The sequence below is a fragment of the Geomonas limicola genome (assembly GCF_014193675.1).
GTDB classification, from domain to species: Bacteria; Desulfobacterota; Desulfuromonadia; order Geobacterales; family Geobacteraceae; genus Geomonas; species Geomonas limicola.
In genome coordinates this window covers 337798-353298 of record NZ_BLXZ01000003.1, presented here as the reverse complement: position 1 = coordinate 353298, position 15501 = coordinate 337798, and the positions used below count along the sequence as shown (strand labels likewise).

Annotated in this window: 14 protein-coding genes; 6 read left to right on the top strand and 8 right to left on the bottom strand. The window is 62.4% G+C overall.

Translation table 11 applies throughout. The features are described 5' to 3' along the window. Window positions 1-18 precede the first annotated feature (18 nt). The gene (locus H7688_RS08745) at window positions 19-609 is read left to right on the top strand and encodes a YdcF family protein (RefSeq protein ID WP_183360691.1); all 591 of its coding nucleotides are present in this window, start codon (window positions 19-21) and stop codon (window positions 607-609) included. A 215-nt stretch (window positions 610-824) separates the two neighbouring features. Here H7688_RS08745 and metG read toward each other — a convergent pair whose 3' ends face one another. The 5 genes from metG to H7688_RS08720 all read right to left on the bottom strand — a co-directional run bounded on the left by metG (window position 825) and on the right by H7688_RS08720 (window position 6621). Further along, window positions 825-2351, bottom strand: coding sequence for a methionine--tRNA ligase (gene metG, locus H7688_RS08740; RefSeq protein WP_183360690.1), 1527 nt, complete (start codon window positions 2349-2351; stop codon window positions 825-827). Next, a complete protein-coding gene (locus H7688_RS08735) occupies window positions 2348-3292 on the bottom strand; it encodes a PSP1 domain-containing protein (protein ID WP_183360689.1) in 945 nt (314 codons plus the stop codon). Before H7688_RS08735 ends, metG begins: the two co-directional genes overlap by 4 nt. Before the next feature lie 191 nt (window positions 3293-3483). Further along, a complete protein-coding gene (holB, locus tag H7688_RS08730; protein WP_183360688.1) occupies window positions 3484-4455 on the bottom strand; it encodes a DNA polymerase III subunit delta' in 972 nt (323 codons plus the stop codon). Beyond that, window positions 4455-5132: a dTMP kinase gene (gene tmk, locus H7688_RS08725; RefSeq protein WP_183361029.1), complete on the bottom strand. Its 678-nt coding sequence runs from the start codon at window positions 5130-5132 to the stop codon at window positions 4455-4457. Before tmk ends, holB begins: the two co-directional genes overlap by 1 nt. Window positions 5133-5463: 331 nt before the next feature. Then, window positions 5464-6621 carry an OmpA family protein gene (locus H7688_RS08720; protein WP_183360687.1) on the bottom strand — a complete coding sequence of 386 codons (1158 nt, stop codon included), beginning with the start codon at window positions 6619-6621 and terminating at the stop codon, window positions 5464-5466. Between the two features lie 654 nt (window positions 6622-7275). On the opposite strand from H7688_RS08720, the gene H7688_RS08715 reads away from it, so the two are divergent. Further along, window positions 7276-7542, top strand: a complete 267-nt coding sequence (locus tag H7688_RS08715) for a hypothetical protein (protein ID WP_183360686.1) — start codon at window positions 7276-7278, stop codon at window positions 7540-7542. 40 nt (window positions 7543-7582) lie between these two features. Then, the gene (locus H7688_RS08710; RefSeq protein ID WP_183360685.1) at window positions 7583-8278 is read left to right on the top strand and encodes a DNA-binding transcriptional response regulator; all 696 of its coding nucleotides are present in this window, start codon (window positions 7583-7585) and stop codon (window positions 8276-8278) included. Between the two features lie 164 nt (window positions 8279-8442). Here the strand turns inward: H7688_RS08710 and H7688_RS08705 are convergent, their stop codons facing one another. The 3 genes from H7688_RS08705 to H7688_RS08695 all read right to left on the bottom strand — a co-directional run bounded on the left by H7688_RS08705 (window position 8443) and on the right by H7688_RS08695 (window position 12254). Next, window positions 8443-10410: a hybrid sensor histidine kinase/response regulator gene (locus H7688_RS08705; RefSeq protein ID WP_183360684.1), complete on the bottom strand. Its 1968-nt coding sequence runs from the start codon at window positions 10408-10410 to the stop codon at window positions 8443-8445. A 2-nt stretch (window positions 10411-10412) separates the two neighbouring features. Next, window positions 10413-11573 carry an FIST signal transduction protein gene (locus tag H7688_RS08700; protein ID WP_183360683.1) on the bottom strand — a complete coding sequence of 387 codons (1161 nt, stop codon included), beginning with the start codon at window positions 11571-11573 and terminating at the stop codon, window positions 10413-10415. Between the two features lie 462 nt (window positions 11574-12035). Beyond that, a complete protein-coding gene (locus H7688_RS08695) occupies window positions 12036-12254 on the bottom strand; it encodes a hypothetical protein (RefSeq protein ID WP_183360682.1) in 219 nt (72 codons plus the stop codon). A gap of 356 nt (window positions 12255-12610) precedes the next feature. Between H7688_RS08695 and rnc the strand changes: the two genes are divergently transcribed. From rnc to era, 3 genes are all read left to right on the top strand, one after another. Continuing rightward, the gene (gene rnc, locus H7688_RS08690; RefSeq protein ID WP_183360681.1) at window positions 12611-13309 is read left to right on the top strand and encodes a ribonuclease III; all 699 of its coding nucleotides are present in this window, start codon (window positions 12611-12613) and stop codon (window positions 13307-13309) included. Then, the gene (locus tag H7688_RS08685) at window positions 13306-14421 is read left to right on the top strand and encodes an elongator complex protein 3 (RefSeq protein ID WP_183360680.1); all 1116 of its coding nucleotides are present in this window, start codon (window positions 13306-13308) and stop codon (window positions 14419-14421) included. The genes rnc and H7688_RS08685 overlap by 4 nt, the downstream gene beginning before the upstream one ends. A 76-nt stretch (window positions 14422-14497) precedes the next feature. Then, the gene (era, locus tag H7688_RS08680) at window positions 14498-15394 is read left to right on the top strand and encodes a GTPase Era (protein ID WP_183360679.1); all 897 of its coding nucleotides are present in this window, start codon (window positions 14498-14500) and stop codon (window positions 15392-15394) included. The last annotated feature ends 107 nt before the right edge of the window (window positions 15395-15501 follow it).

Here is a 15501-nt window from a genome sequence, read left to right as displayed (position 1 = left end):
GGATTCAACGGTGCAATCATGGGTTTGATAAAAGGTCTCTTCTCGCTGTTCATCGTGGCGCTGCTCGTTTTGAGCGTGCTGTTCGTCGATTTCGTCTATAAAACCTTCTCGGTTACCCCCCGCGACGTGCACACCGACGCCATCGTGGTGCTTGCCGGCGGGCGCGGCCGCGTTGAAGAGGGTATCAAGATGTACAAGGAGGGGCAGGGGCGGTTGCTGTTCCTCATCGGGGTGGATCCGCTGGTCAAGAAGGGTGAACTCTACCGCGGCACCCGGTCCGACCAGGTCTACCTTGAGAACGTCTCCCGCAATACCCTGGAGAACGCCATCTATGCCCGTGGGCTGATCACCCGGCACCAGGTGACCTCGATCTCGCTCATCACCTCGCGCTACCACATGAAGCGCGCCACGCTCATCTTCCGAAACGCGCTCCCCAAGGACATCGCCATCTATCCCCACCCGGTCGACTCCCGCAACCTCAAGGAAGACTGGTGGATCCACGGCGGCAGCTTCAAGCTCCTCTTCTCGGAGTTCTACAAGTACTGCGGGTTCCGCTTCTTCTTCATGCTGGCGCCCGGAGAGTTGAGGCCGCTTCCTGGCGGGAGCTGAGGAGGCGGTAGGGACAGCCGAGGTTCTATCTACACTGCCGGTGATTTCTTACCTTGCTGGTGACCTCACGTCCCCCACTTTGAAAAAGGGGGGAACTCAAGGCCGCCCGCAACACTGTTGGCCTAGCATCATCCTATTCCCACCTATCGGACTACCAAAAAAAGGGGACGCTCCTGCGAGCGTCCCCTTTTTCGTTGCCACGTTTGAACTGTAGGTTACTCGGCCTTCTCCTCGATGCGCGGGAAGAGTGCCTCGGCCTTCGCGATGGTGCTGCCGGGTTTGAGGCCGCCCCAGGCAAGGGCCGCGTCGTCCACCTGGCTCCACCCCAGGTAGCTCAGCCCCTTCTCGGCGGTCTTCGGCATGAAGGCGGAGAGCAGGAGGTAAACGACCCTCTGCGACTCGAGCATGTAGTACATGACGGTTCCCAGCCGCTCCTTCTGGGCCGGATCCTTGGCAAGCGTCCAGGGGGAGGTCTCGTCGATGTACTTGTTGCCGGCCGAGATGACCTCCCAGATGGCCTGCAGCGCACGGCTGAAGGCGAGGTCGTCGATGTAGGTCTCGACCTGCGTCAGCATGGCCACGGTCTTCTCGCGGTAGTTCTTGTCCAGTTCGGTCTCTTCCCCCGGCGCCTGCAGCACGCCGCCGAAGTACTTGCCGAGCATCGCCGTGGAGCGGTTCAGGAGGTTCCCCAGGTCGTTCGCCAGGTCCGAGTTGATGCGGTGGATCAGCGCCTGGTGCGAGAAGTCGCCGTCGAGACCGAAGGGGACCTCGCGCAACAGGAAGTAGCGCACCGCATCGACTCCGTACTTGTCGATCAGCATGTTCGGCTCGACCACGTTCTGCAGGCTCTTGGACATCTTCTGCCCCTCGACGGTCCACCAGCCGTGGGCGAAGACCCGCTTCGGGATGGGGAGGCCGGCCGCCATCAGGAAGGTCGGCCAGTAGACGGTGTGGAAGCGCAGGATGTCCTTGCCGATCAGGTGCACGTCGCAGGGCCAGTACTTGCCGAAGTCCCCCGCTTCGTCCGGGTAGCCGAGCGCGGTGATGTAGTTGGTGAGCGCGTCGAACCAGACGTAGACCACGTGCTTGTCGTTGCCGGGAACCGGGATCCCCCACTGGAAGGTGGTGCGGGAGACCGAGAGATCCCTCAACCCCTCTTTAACGAAGGCGAGGATCTCGTTTCTGCGGCTTTTGGGCTGGATAAACTCCGGGTTCGCCTCGATGTGCGCCAGGAGCTGCTCCTGGTACTTGCTCATCCTGAAGAAGTAGGACTCCTCCTTGAGCTTCTCGGTGGGGCGGTTGCAGTCCGGGCACTTGAAGTCGATGAGCTGGGTCTCGGTCCAGAAGGTCTCGCACGGGGTGCAGTACCAGTCCTCGTACTCGCCCAGGTAGATGTCACCCTTGTCCATCACCCGCTGAAAGAGCTCGCTGACCCCTTTCTTGTGGCGCTCCTGGGTGGTGCGGATGAAGTCGTTGTTGGAGATCTCCAGCTTCTCCCACAGGGCCTGGAAGCGCTTCATGACGCGGTCGGCCAGCTCGAGCGGGGTCTCGCCTGCGGCGTAGGCCGCCTTCTCCACTTTCTGCCCGTGTTCGTCGGTGCCGGTCAAAAAGAAGACGTCAAACCCCTTGAGCCGCTTGTAACGGGCCAGGACGTCGGCCGCGAGCGTCGTGTAGGCGTGGCCTATGTGCGGGACGTCGTTTACGTAGTAGATGGGGGTGGTGACGTAGAACGCGGGTTTCATTGTGGTTTCTCCTTTTTTCTTTCCTTGACGTCCTGGGGGCGGTCACGACGCGGCTTTTTCTGCCCCTGGCCCTGGGCTTGGCCCTGCTGTCCCTTCCCCTTGTCGCCGGGCTGCCCCTGGGGTTTTTTGATCCGGTCGCTGATGTTCTCCGGAGCGATCTGGTCACCGTTTAACTGCACAAGGCTGTCGTCGCCCTGCTTCAGCGTCACGGTACCGGCCAAGACGTTCACCTTGACCACCTCACCGTCCACGCAACCGCACTGCACCCGCTTGCCACACTTGGGGAGCCCCTTCCTGAGGCTGCAGTAGGTCTCGAATTCGTAGGAGAGGCAGCACAAGAGTCGTCCGCACTGCCCCGAGATCTTGCTCGGGTTGAGCGCCAGGCTCTGTTCCTTGGCCATCTTGACCGAGACCGGTTCGAACTCGCGCAGGTAGGACGAGCAGCAAAGCTCCCTGCCGCAGATGCCGATGCCGCCCACCATCTTGGACTCGTCGCGCACGCCGATCTGGCGCATCTCGATCCTGGTGTGGAAGGCGTGGGCCAGGTCCTTCACCAGTTCGCGGAAGTCGACGCGGCCGTCGGCGGTGAAGTAGAAAATTGCCTTGCTCCCGTCAAAGAGGTACTCCACCTTGACGAGCTTCATATCCATGCCGCGCTCTTTGATGCGGTTCAGGCAGAACTTGTGGGCCTCGCGCTCTTTGAGCGAGTTCGCGGCCTGGATGGCCAGGTCGGACTGCTCGGCCATGCGCTGTACCGGCTTGGTTCCCTCCGGCAGGAGCGAGTCGTCCACCTCGATGGGGCCGGCGACTACCTGGCCTATGCTTTTGCCACGCTCGGTTTCGACGATGACCTTGTCGCCGGGCTTCGGTTCAACTTTGCCGACCGTGAAGTCGTAGAGTTTACCGGCGGTGCTGAATTGTATCCGTACGATTCTTGCCAAACATTCCTCCGATTGCTGAAACGGATCTCAAGAGGGGGAGGTTCGTGGAGCCTCGATCCGTGGTCGTAGTGTCGTGTACCGCGCTTTCGGGAAGGCCCCGAGGTTAGCGCGCTGCTGGCGCCGATTCCGGCGTTGCGCCGTCCCCCACTCGACGCCGGGTAGGGGGCGGCTTATCAGGCCCTGGTCAGGGCCTAGGTCAGGCGCAGGGTGCAAAAGCGCATGAAGAATACTTCCAGTGCCAGTCTCGCGTTCACATTGCGAACAAACATGCGGCGCATCGCCATCAGCTGTTCGATGAGTTCCATGACCTGGCTGTCGCTGCGCCGTGCCGCTTCCTGGGCCACCAGCGGGGTGAGGTCGCTGTTGACGAGCGACTCGGGGGTGCTGCGGTAGATCAGGATGTCGCGCAGAAAGGAGAGCAGCAATTCCAGGAGTTCCGGCAGGCCCTCCTTGTCGGCGGCAAATTCCTCGGCCGCCGCGAAGAGCGCTCCCACGTCTTTGAGCGACAGCGAGGTGATCCGGGTCAGAAAAGCAGCCCGCCCTGCGAGGACCCCGTCGGCGGCGATTTCCAGGCCACGGCTCAGGCTGCCGCCGCACAAGGTCGCCGCAACACGCGCCGCCTCGCCGGCAAACCCGTCGCGCACCAGTCGCTCTTCGATGAGCCCGGCCGACAGCGGTTGGAAGGCCAGGGACTGGCAGCGGGACTGGATGGTCTGCAGCACGGCGGAGCGCTCCGGGGCGATCAGGATCATCAGCGCGTTTCCCGGCGGTTCCTCCAGCGTTTTCAACAGGGCATTTCCCGACGAGGCGTTCAGCTTGTCGGCGCCGTCGATGATGCAGGCTTTCTTGGGTGCCTCGAAAGGCCGGTAGGAGAGCTCCTTTTGCAGCTCACGCACCTGGTCGATCTTGATAAACGCGCCGTCCGGCTCCAGGATGTGCAGGTCGGGATGCTGTCCGCTGGCGATTTTCCGGCAGGAGGAACAGCTGCCGCAGGCTTCGTCCCGTCCGCAGAACACCGCCTGTACGAAGGCGAGCGCCGTCTTGCGCTTGCCGCACCCCTCGATGCCGGAGAAAAGGTAGGCATGCGCCACCCGCTGCATGGCGATGGAGCGGCGCAGCACGCCGATGGCGCGGTCTTGGCCGATGATCTCTGCAAAGGGCATTAGGGTTTCGCCTGCTGTGCCGCAGAAAACGCCGCGCCCAGCTCCGGTACCTTGCCGGCCAGGGCGGTCAGCACCCGCTGCTCGGTGGCCGCGACGTCGCCCGAGCCGTCGATGATGAGGAAGCGCTCCGGCGCGGCTGCGGCGCGTCCCAGGTACCCCTGGCGCACCCGTTCGTGAAAGAGGATGCTTTCCAGTTCGAACCGTTCTTCGCGGGCACCGGTAGCGGCCTCGATGCGTGCCCTGGCACGGGAAAGCCCGGTTTCCACGGGGCAGTCGATGAGCAGGGTGAGCCTCGGTTCCAGCCCGCCGGTTGCCAGCTGGTTCAGCTGTTCGATGGTCGCCAGGGCCAGTTCCCTGCCGTACCCCTGGTAGGCCAGGGTAGCGTCGGTAAAGCGGTCGCACAAGACGACCTCGCCGCGCTCGAGCGCCGGAACGATCACCTCCTGAACGTGCTGGGCACGCGCCGCCGCGTAGAGCAGCAACTCGGCAAGAGGGGTGATGGCGCTGTTCTGGGCGTCCAGCAGGATGGCGCGCATCTGGTCGGCAATCGGGCAGCCACCCGGTTCACGGGTCGCCGTCACCCGGTGTCCCGCTCCCTGAAGGCGTTCCTTCAAGAGTCTCAGTTGGGTCGTCTTGCCGCACCCTTCCACGCCTTCAAATGTAATGAACATGCCGATGCCTTCGTTCTAACCTTTTTATAAAATCACTGAATTATAGGGGAGGGGGGGTAAATATGCAACATTTTAATGGGCCCCAGCCCGCGTCAGGACTGAGCTTGCCGGGGGTGTGCGGGAGGTGGCGGGGCGGTGCCCTGAGGGGGTGAGGAGGAGCGACAGACGCCGGGTAACCAGCGGGGTACCACTCCCACCCATGAGTTCGAGGCGGGCACCCCGAAACGGGGGAAGGCGTGCCTGTCGATTGGTAGTCATCAGTCGCGTGACAGCAAAAGCAGGCGCACTCTTGTGTAAGAGTGCGCCTGCCGTTAGCGGACCGATGACGGCGCGGTTCTCATTTGAGCACGCAGTCGATGATGGCGTTGATCCTGCGGTTTTTCTGGCGCCCTTCAGCGCTGTTGTCGTAGGCGATGCGCCGCGTCGGTCCATACCCCTTGGCGGAGAGCCGGTCACCCTCGATGCCAAACTTCGTCGTCAGGTAGTGCACGACGCTCTGAGCGCGCTGACGGGACAGTTGCATGTTGTGCTCGAGATCGCCCGTGCTGTCAGTGTGCCCCTCGATGACCGCGGTGGTCGTCGGGTACTTCCGCAGGTACTCGCCCACCTTGTCGATGCGCTCATAGTAGCGGGGCCTGATCTCGGCGCTGTCCGTGGCGAACTCCACGTTGAGGGCGATGCAGAGCCGGTCCGGCGGAGCAGCGACTTCCTGGACGTCGAAAGCGCAGTCGATGACGGCATCGATGCGGCGGTTCTTCTGGCGCCCGGTGTCATTGGAGTTGGCGGCGATGGGCCTGCTTTTTCCGTATCCTTTGGCAGAAAGCCGGGAGGGATCTATGCCGAAGTTGTCCTCCAGGTACTTGACGACATTTTTGGCGCGCTGCTGGGAAAGCTGCATGTTGACCTCGTCCGAGCCAACCTCGTCAGTGTACCCTTCGATGACTGCGGTGGTGGTCGGGTACTTCTTCATGAAATCTCCGACCTTGGCTATTTCATCGCGGTACTGCGGGCGGACTTCGGCGCTACCGATATCGAACTCCATGTTGAGCGACACGCAGTACTTGAATCGGTCGGGAGTCGGCTCCGTCGCGGGGACCGGTTCAAGCGGCGCCTCTGCGACTGCTGCGGCGGGTGGCGCAGGTTGCGCCGGGGGGGCCTGGGTTGCCTTGGCAGGCTGCGGGGGACACAGCGCGTTGGCCTTGGCCGTTGCCTCTTTGGCCAGGGCTATCCCTTCCTCGGTGTGGCAGGCACGGTAGACGTCGTAGGCCTTGTCTTTTGCAGCCTCGGCAGCCTTGAAATCGGCGGGGCAACTTTGATCCTTGCCGGCTTGGCGGGCCGCCGCAACCGCGCGGTCGGCCTCCTGCATCTCGGAATGAATGTAGTAACCGGGAACGTTGCCGTGCCCATTGTTGACTTCGTAGTGGGCGCAGCCGGAAAGGGCTCCGACAAGCGCCAGTGCGATCGGAAGATTGAGAACTCGATAGGTACTAAGCATGATGTTTCTCCTTTACACCCTGATCTTTGAACCCAGGCTGGAACACCAGCTTGAGGGGGTGTCACAGGGGCAGAGAGATGCCACTCCCGGGTCTGCACAAGGCCTTCAGAGTGCTCTCCCTGCAGATAATCAATTGACAATGATCATGTCACTCATAGTGGGCCAGCCACACTGGCAACGCTATGGCAATCTCTTGGTAAATCATAGCTTTGTGTGGCGGCAATACAACCCTCTTAGGGATTTATATTGGCCGGATACTGGTCCCTATTCAGGGCCCTGCGCCGAAGTCCTAAAAACTGCCCAGCCTCTGACAGTATTTGAATAATTCCCTTTGCATTTGCGGTTTCAGATTTCATATGCAGGTCTCCGCCGAGCGTACATGGGGCCTATACAGTCGCCTGTTCGGTAATTTATGCTGTTATTCCATTATGTTAGAGTATGCGTGGCTGAAGGCGGCAGGAGCTGCAGCACCAAGGTGTATTGGGAAAACATACTTTTATGGGGAAATCCTCCCCGCGGCTGTTACGTCTGCCGGACTGAAACGTGTGTTAAAACGGCATGTTGAGCGGTAGGTGCGAAAATGGGCACGGTTGATGCTAACTCAAGGTCAAGAGCACGAGAAAGCATCCAAATAGAGCGTCAGGGAGGGAAACCATGAAAGCGAAATCGAGCAAAGCAGCCGGTAAAATCGCAAGCTGGTTCATCGTGGCAGTTGTCGTAGCGGGCGCCCTCGCAATTTCAGGTGTTGCCGAGGTCTCCGAGGCGGGCGGTTCCGGCGCAAGACTTTTCATCCTCTTTATTGGTGCGGTGATCGTCCTGCAGGTCGTACCCGGGCTCATGTTGCTGGGCGCCATGTTCAAAGGCATCTACGGCATGGTTTTCAAGAAAAGTGCAAACGATGCAGCGGGGCAGGCTCACTAGGTTTTAGGCTCGCCAGAAAGAGAAGTGGTCGAGGTGGGTTATGGACGAGAAAACTATCATCATCGCTGACAGGGATTTGGACTACTGCGGAACTATCGCGGTGTTCTTCAGAAGGGCAGGGTACCGGGTCGAGGCTACCGCCTCCGCGGATCAAGTTCTGCGCAGCGTTCACGAACGCCGGGCACCGGTTCTCCTGCTGGGAAGCGCCTTCGGCAGTGAGGTCCCGTCGCCGGAACTGGTTCGGCTCCTTAAAAAGTGCAACCGGCAGTTGCAGATCATCATGGTCTGCGACGAGGTGAGCCTGGATCAGGAGCGTAAGGTGCGCCAGGAAGGGATCTTCTACCACGCGCTGAAGCCTGCTTCGGAGCGTGAAGCTGCCGAGCTGGGACAGGCGGTCGCCTGTGCCTTCGAGAAACAGGCCGCCGACGCCAGGCGCAACCGCGGCCACTGCCTGCTTCCCGCTGCGGTGCATCACGAGAAGGTTCGCCCGCAGCTGGTGCAACTGCTTCCCTGGATGGTCGGTCTGGTCGTCTTGATGCTGGCCACCAACTACCTCTCCTTCTCGTCGGTGAACACCGCCCAGGACGGCAACAATTTTGCTGTCTGGCTGTTCCTTGGTTTCTGCGCCGCCATCGTCATCGGGCAATTGCTGCCGATCTTCCGCATCAAGCTCGCCACCGGGCGCGCAGCACAGCGCCAGGGTGCTCCGGAGAAGGCGGGGCGCGGCGGCAACTAGTCTTTAAGGCGTAGCGAATCTCCCCTACCACTTCCCGGTATCCTCGCCAACCTCGGAGCCGTCCGGCAGTTTCGGTGGCCCCGAGGGGAGGGGGACGGGGTCCTCCCGCGCAGTTTCACCTCACCCTCGCAGTAGACCTCACCTGCTTTGTTTCAGGGACTTGCCTAGCTCGCCGTAATCTGCCCGGAGCATAATACCCGGCTGAGTTCCTCCCGCAGGGCTTGCATGCTGTACGGCTTTTTGATGGCGGCGCAGAAGCCGTAGGTGTGAAAATCCGACATGACCGGGTCGGTCGAGTAGCCGCTCGACACAATGAGCCGGGCGTTGGGGTCCAGCGCCAGGATCTGCTCGGCAGCCTCCCTCCCCCCCATGCCTCCCGGTATGGTCAGGTCCATGATTACCGCTGCAAAATGAGTCCCCGCCTCCAAAGCGGCCCGGTAGCGGGCAATGGCCTGGGCGCCGTCTTCGCAGGCGGTGACCTGGTAGCCCAGGTACTGCAGCATCTCCCGGGCCAGTTCGCGGATCATCTCCTCGTCGTCCATGATGAGCAGCGCTGCTCCCGGCAAGTCTTCTCCGACGTAGTTCGCCGCCACGGAGGCGGCCTCCTGGCAGGGGGCGCCGGCGGAGGGGAGACGGACCACGAAGGTGGCCCCATCTCCCGGGGTGGAGGTCACCCCGATGTGGCCTCCGTGCCTGGTTACGATGGAGTGCGCCGAGGCGAGGCCCAGGCCGGTCCCCGTGGCCTTGGTGGTGAAGTAGGGATCGAAGATCCTGATCAGGTCCCCCTCGGCGATGCCGCACCCCTGGTCCGCGAAGCTCACCCGGACGTAGCCGCCGGGGGGGAGCCCGTAGGGGTTCTCCGGCCCCAGGCGCTCGTTGTCCGCCTCGACGGTGAGTGTCCCGCCGCTTGCCATGGCCTGCCTGGCGTTGATGATCAGGTTGTTGCAGACCTGGCTGATCTGCCCCTCGTCCGCATAGAGATCGTCGAGCCGCTCCGCGATGCGTACCACCCCTTTTACGTTGGAACCTAAGAGGGCGAGCGAGACGGTCTCCCGCAGCAGCTGCTGCGCCGAACAGCGTTTTTTCATGGGGAGGCCGCCACGGGCGAAGGTGAGCAGCTGTCGCGAGAGTTCGGTGGCGCGCAGCGATGCCTTCTCGGCCTGGGACACCGGGCGCTGAGCCGGGTGCTCTTCCTCGATAAGGGCCTGGGCAAAGGAGAGGTTGCCGATGATGCCGGTCAGCAGGTTGTTGAAATCGTGGGCGATGCCGCCGGCCAGGAGGCCCAGTGATTCCAGCTTCTGGATCTTCAGGTACTCCTCTTCGTGCTGCTTACGGTCGGTGATGTCCCGGGCCAGCACGATGAAGCGTGACTGCTGCGCCGTCCGGTCGGCCTTGCGCGCAACTGAGAGCTCGAACCAGAGCTTGGCACCCTGCAGCAGCAGCTGGTACTGCTTCCCGAAGGAGGCCCCCTTGCGTTCTGCCTCCTGCAGGGCGGCCAGGCAAATCTGCGCCGCATCGTGGGGCAGTACCTCGGTCAGTTTCCGGTTCAGGAACGCCTCGGGCGGGGCGGCCAGCAGCTCCCGCTGCGGTGTGTGGAAGTCGTAGATGCAGCCGTCCAGCCCCACCTCGAACAGCATGTCGGGCAGGGCGTCCAGCGTGGCGGCCAGCCGGTTCCTGATGGCGAGCAGTTCCTCTTCCACCCGCAAACGCTCGGTGAGTTCGCTAAAGAGGTGCTCCTTGGTGGCCTCGAAAATCTTGCGGTCCCGTGCCTTGTCCTCCCAGGCCCGCACCAGGTCCATTTCCTGAACCGCCCGTAAGTCCTCACTGTCGCGCAGTTGCTGCAAAAGATCGAGCTGGGGTACCAGTTGCTGGGTGAGCGTCGCGCACTGCTCGGCAGTTACCTCGAGATGGAAGCGCAGGGTGCCGCACCGCTGCCAGGAGGGGTGACAGGCTGAGCTGACCGTGATGGCGGCGACTCCGGCGCCGAAAGGTGCCAAGGCCGCCTCTGCGCTCTCCCGGTCCGGTGCCCAGAGTGCGACCGGGAAGCGTCTGACGTCCCGAGAGCTCAGTCGTTCCAGGTACCGGAAGCCACTGGGGGGCTCAGGCACGAGTGACAGGAAACGGTTCTCCACGGTCAGCCTCCCAAAAGACAGATGACGAGGGATGCGTTGTGAAAGAAGGGGCCCGAATAGCTGGTGTTGGACTCCAGGAAAAAGGGACCGATCTCTCCAAAGGAGGGGAACCCGATGAGCGGCACCTCTGGACCGAGCACCTCCCGGATCAGCCGAACCTCTTCCTCGCCGGTGCTCTTGAGCTGCCATTTGCGCCCTGCACAACTGATCACCAGGGCGGCGCGCGGGGTGAACCCGGCGGTGGCCGTGATCTTAAGACAGGAGGAGGCCGCAGAGAGCAGCTGTTTACTGTCGGCCGTGCTGACCGTTACCGTCGCCCCTTCCGGAATGCTGCCGAACAGGGTGAGCGACTCGGTAAGGGTATTGAAGCGACACGAGGTCCGGCAGTAAAAGTGCCCCTCGGCATCGCCGGAATTGACGGCGAGGGCGATGATGCCGTAGTCCACGTCGGCCAGCGGCTTGCCGATCTGGTCCTTGATGAAGGCAAGCGGGGTCCTGCCGCTGATGCGCTGCACCATCTGTCCCTGGGACTGCTGCACCACCCCTGGGACCCCCAGCGGGGCGAATCCGCTCACGGTACAGGCGTGGAACGGGAGCGGGCCGCTGGCCAGCAGCAGGGCCACGCAGTCCTGCCGTACCTCGCCGTTCACCAGGATTAAGCTGTGCTCAAACTTGCGGTCGTCCCCCGCCAAGCCGCCTACAAACGGTATCCGGAGCAACTCCCTGAGGCCGTTAACCAGTTCGGTCCCGTCGGCCGTGACGCCGTCTGCCACCACGAAACACCAGGAAGGCTCGCCGGGCAACCGGGCCAGGGCCGCAGCGGCACAGCGGCGGGCGCTGCCCCGCGAGTCGGAGCCGACTTCGGGCTCGAGCGCCACGCTCCAGGAGAGCGCCGCATCGGACCAGATCCCGAGGGCGCAGACCCCGTGGTGCGCGACCAGGGACGTTTCGTAGATTCCGTCCCCGGTTGCCCCGAACACGATCAGGTCCCGGGTCCCCAGCGCGTCGTAGAGACCGGTGAAGAAGTCAGCGAAGTCGACGTCAGTTGCGATGGAGGAAAAGACCAGGAGGACTTCTGGAGGATCAGGAGTGAACGCCCCCCCGATCTCAAAGCCGGCCCGATAGGAATCAGGCAGGGTGCTACTGGACGAGCGAAACCGCATGACTGATCTCTCCTCTGAGGCAGGTGTACCGTACTTATAAAAGTTTGTGTTGGTGAATTAATTTAAAGTAATTATATGCGATTGTCAATGCAATGGGTGGCACTGACAGATGTCATCAGCGGCAATGCAAAAAAACACAGTTGGTGATGTTTCGGATACCGGTATTGGACACAGTGAACTTGGTTAAAGTGTTGCACAACAGGCACTGCTTCTTGGGAGGGGGCTTCTTGATAGAGCAAAGGGAAGTTCTTGAGAGTAGCGGCCTTCGGTTCAGCAATCCGGTCACGTGCCACGCCCTGGCCTTCCCAAGGTCTCGGCCTCTTACCGGTTCCTGCTGCCTCGCGCCGTTGGCGTTAAGGACCTGCAGCGCGTGCAGGTAAAAGCTCCAGGCCGCCTGCAGGCGCGGGAGCTTTTTCGTAGTTGCATCGACGACGTCCGAGGTGGCTGGTGGCGGTTGCCGGATTACCTCGCCGCAGCGTTGGGGCGATTGATCTCTTTGTCTCCCGCACCCAGGAGCAACAGGAGGGCCGGTATGGTCTGACCCGCGAGGACTGCCGCCAAGGCTACCAGGGCGGCTGCGGGGAGGATACCCCGCTCGGCCCACAGGGCGCCGCCGTTGACGGTAAGTGCCGTGGTGGCCAGGGCTGCCAGTGTCAGGATGGTGGTAAACGCGTTTTTCATGACTTCCTCCTTCGCAGCGCCATTGCAGTCGTTCATCCATGGATTAGCAGGATGCATGCCAGTGGTCGCGGGCCTTCCTGCTGGTGAAAAAGGGTAGCAATTCAGGCAGGTTGGCAGGACGATCCCGTTACTGTCCACGATGGGGAAACTCTTCAGTATGGTGCAGCAATACATGGGGACTGTCACTGTGGCCGGGCTCACTGTCTCGGCCGCCGCCAAATGCTTGAAGTAGCTCGGTTTCTGGACGTCAAGACAGTGTATAGGTCCGGCATACGACTGAATAAAACCGGTGCCTATTGCCATGCCGGGACGCTTTGGCTATAGTGTGGCAACTTTGAAAAGAGGATGATGCCGCCATGGAAAGCGACAACGAGAGACTGCAGCGGGTCGAGAGCGCACTCGGCTACAGCTTCGCGAACCAGGAACTCCTGGAAGAGGCCTTGACCCACCGGACCTACGTCAACGAGGCGGGGGGCGGCAGGGATAACCAGCGCCTGGAGTTCTTCGGCGACGCGGTGCTCGATTTCCTGCTCTCCGAGATGCTCCTGGTGCAGTTTCCCGGCAGCCGCGAGGGGGAACTCACCCGGATCCGGGCCTCGCTGGTGGAAGAGGTGAGCTTGGCCCGCCTGGCCGTCACCCTCGACTTGGGGGCGGCACTGCGCCTGGGGCGCGGCGAGGAGAAGGGCGGGGGACGCGAGAAACGCTCGCTCTTGGCCGATGCCTACGAGGCGCTTCTGGCCGCGGTGTACCTGGACGGCGGCATCGAGGCGGTGCGGCAGGTGGTGCGCCAGCAGTTCGGCGAGCTGCTACTGGGTGGCGACGGCCTTGCCGGACGCGATTTCAAGACGGCACTGCAGGAGCGCGCCCGCCTGGAGCGCGGCGTCCTGCCGCGCTACCAGCTGAAGCTGGTGAGTGGCCCCGACCACGACCGGCGCTTCACCGTCGAGCTCTTCCTGGGCGACCAGCTGATGGGCGAGGGTGAGGGACGCAGCAAAAAGGAAGCGGAACAGGCCGCAGCGAAGGTCGCCTGGCAACGTCTCGAGGGGACTCCTTGAGGCCGGTTGTCGTACCGTTCTTCATTTCCCACCTGGGCTGCCCGCACCGCTGTGTCTTCTGCGACCAGGAAAAGATCTCCGGCAGCCGCGCAGCTCTCCCCGACACCCAGGCCATCCAGGAAAAGATCGAGGCCTTTCGAGCCAGCGCACCCGGCCGCCAACTCGAGGTCGCCTTTTACGGTGGCAGCTTCACCGCGCTTGCACAGGAACAGCAAGTCCAACTCCTCGGTACGCTGCAGCCGTATCTCGCTGCCGGCACGGTTTCCTCGCTCCGGATTTCCACCAGGCCAGACGCTGTCGATCACGCTGCAGTATCCTTGTTAGAGCGCATGGGCGTTGGCACCGTGGAACTTGGAGTTCAGTCGATGAACGACGAGGTGCTCCAGCTGTCGGGGCGCGGGCATGCCTCCCAAGACAGCGAGCAGGCACTGGCGACCCTCAAGGGACGCGGTTTCCGGGTCGGCGTACAGCTCATGCCGGGTCTTCCCGGCGACACCCTGGAGAACTCGCTTACCTCCCTGAAGCGGGTGCTGCAGTTTGCACCCTCCTTCTTGAGAATCTACCCGACGTTGGTGGTCGAAGGGACCGAGCTTGCCGAACTCTATCGGCGGGGGAGTTACCGGCCGCTTCCCCTGGATGAGGCGGTGGCCTGGTGCAAGGAACTGCTTAAACTGGCGCGGCGGGCGGGTGTTCCGGTGGTTCGCCTCGGCCTGCAGCCCACGGAAGAACTGGAAACCCCCGGCACGATCCTCGCCGGCCCGTTTCACCCCGCCTTCGGTCAATTGGTCGAGTCAGAGCTCTGCTGCGACCTCATGGCCAGCTTGCTGGAAGAAACCGCGCCGGGGAGCGAGGTGAGTTTCCGATGCACTCCCGGACGGATCTCGGACCTGGTGGGACAAAGGCGACGCAACCTGGAGCGGCTGACCGAACTCTTCGCGGTTCGGATCCTCAAGGTGACCGAAGACGCAGCCCTGGACCGAGAGGTGATCGCCCTGGACGGGCCCAAGGGGGTGCGCCTCGGGAGCCTCGCCGATTGGGAGCCGGGTGGGGAGACCCCTGCGGCGCCGGCCTTCGTGAACGTCGGGCATTGCCATGTCGGGCGCGGCGTATAAAGAGGACTTTTCTTCGCCGTGCTTTTCCCGTATGGTGAGACCTAGCAAGCAAGTAGAAGATTTCAGGAGAATACCCATGTCAGAAGCAGCATTCCGCTCAGGTTTCGTAGCGATCGTCGGCCGCCCCAACGTCGGCAAGTCGACCATGTTGAACAAGATCCTGGGCGAGAAAATCGTCATCACCTCGGATAAACCGCAGACCACCAGGAACCGCATCCAGGGGATCCACAACGTCCCCGGCGGCCAGATCGTCTTCATCGACACCCCTGGCATCCACCGCGCCAAGTCCCGGCTCAACAAGTTCATGGTCGAGGAAGCGTTGTCGGCGGTACAGGGGGTCGACGTCATCCTCTACCTGGTGGACGGCGCGGCCGATCCGACCAAGGAAACCGGGATGATCAAGGAGGTCCTCGCGGGTGTCGACGCCCCGGTCATCCTGGTTTTGAACAAGATCGACCTGTTCCCCAAGTCGGACCTGTTGGAGCGCCTCCTGGCCTACGGCGACGTCTACCCCTTCAAGGAGATCATCCCCATCTCCGCGCAGACCGGCGACGGTGTCGAGCAGGTGGTGCAACTAGTGCACGGCCTGCTCCCGGAGGGGCCCTGCTACTTCCCCGACGACATCCTGACCGATCTCCCCGAGCGCTTCATCGTCGCCGAGATCATCCGCGAGAAGATCTTCCGGATGACCCGGGACGAGGTACCCTATTCGGTTGCCGTGGTGGTGGACAGCTTTAAGGAGCGGCCGGACGGCCTGGTGGCGATCCAGGCGACGGTGAACGTGGAGCGCGACTCGCAGAAGGGGATCATCATCGGTAAACGCGGAGACATGCTCAAACGCATCGGGATGCAGTCGCGCCAGGAGATCGAGCGGCTTTTGGACACCAAGGTGTTTCTGGAGCTCTTCGTGCGGGTAAGCGGCGAGTGGAGCGAGAACAGCCGGATGCTCAAGGAGTTCGGGTACAGCTCGTAACTCCCGCGAGGCGCGGTCTGCGGGTGCGGCTCGGTAGGTACGACACCCAAGGAACACATAAGAAAAAAGGCCCCCAGCCTTAGCGGCGGGGGCCTTTTTTTGTGCTT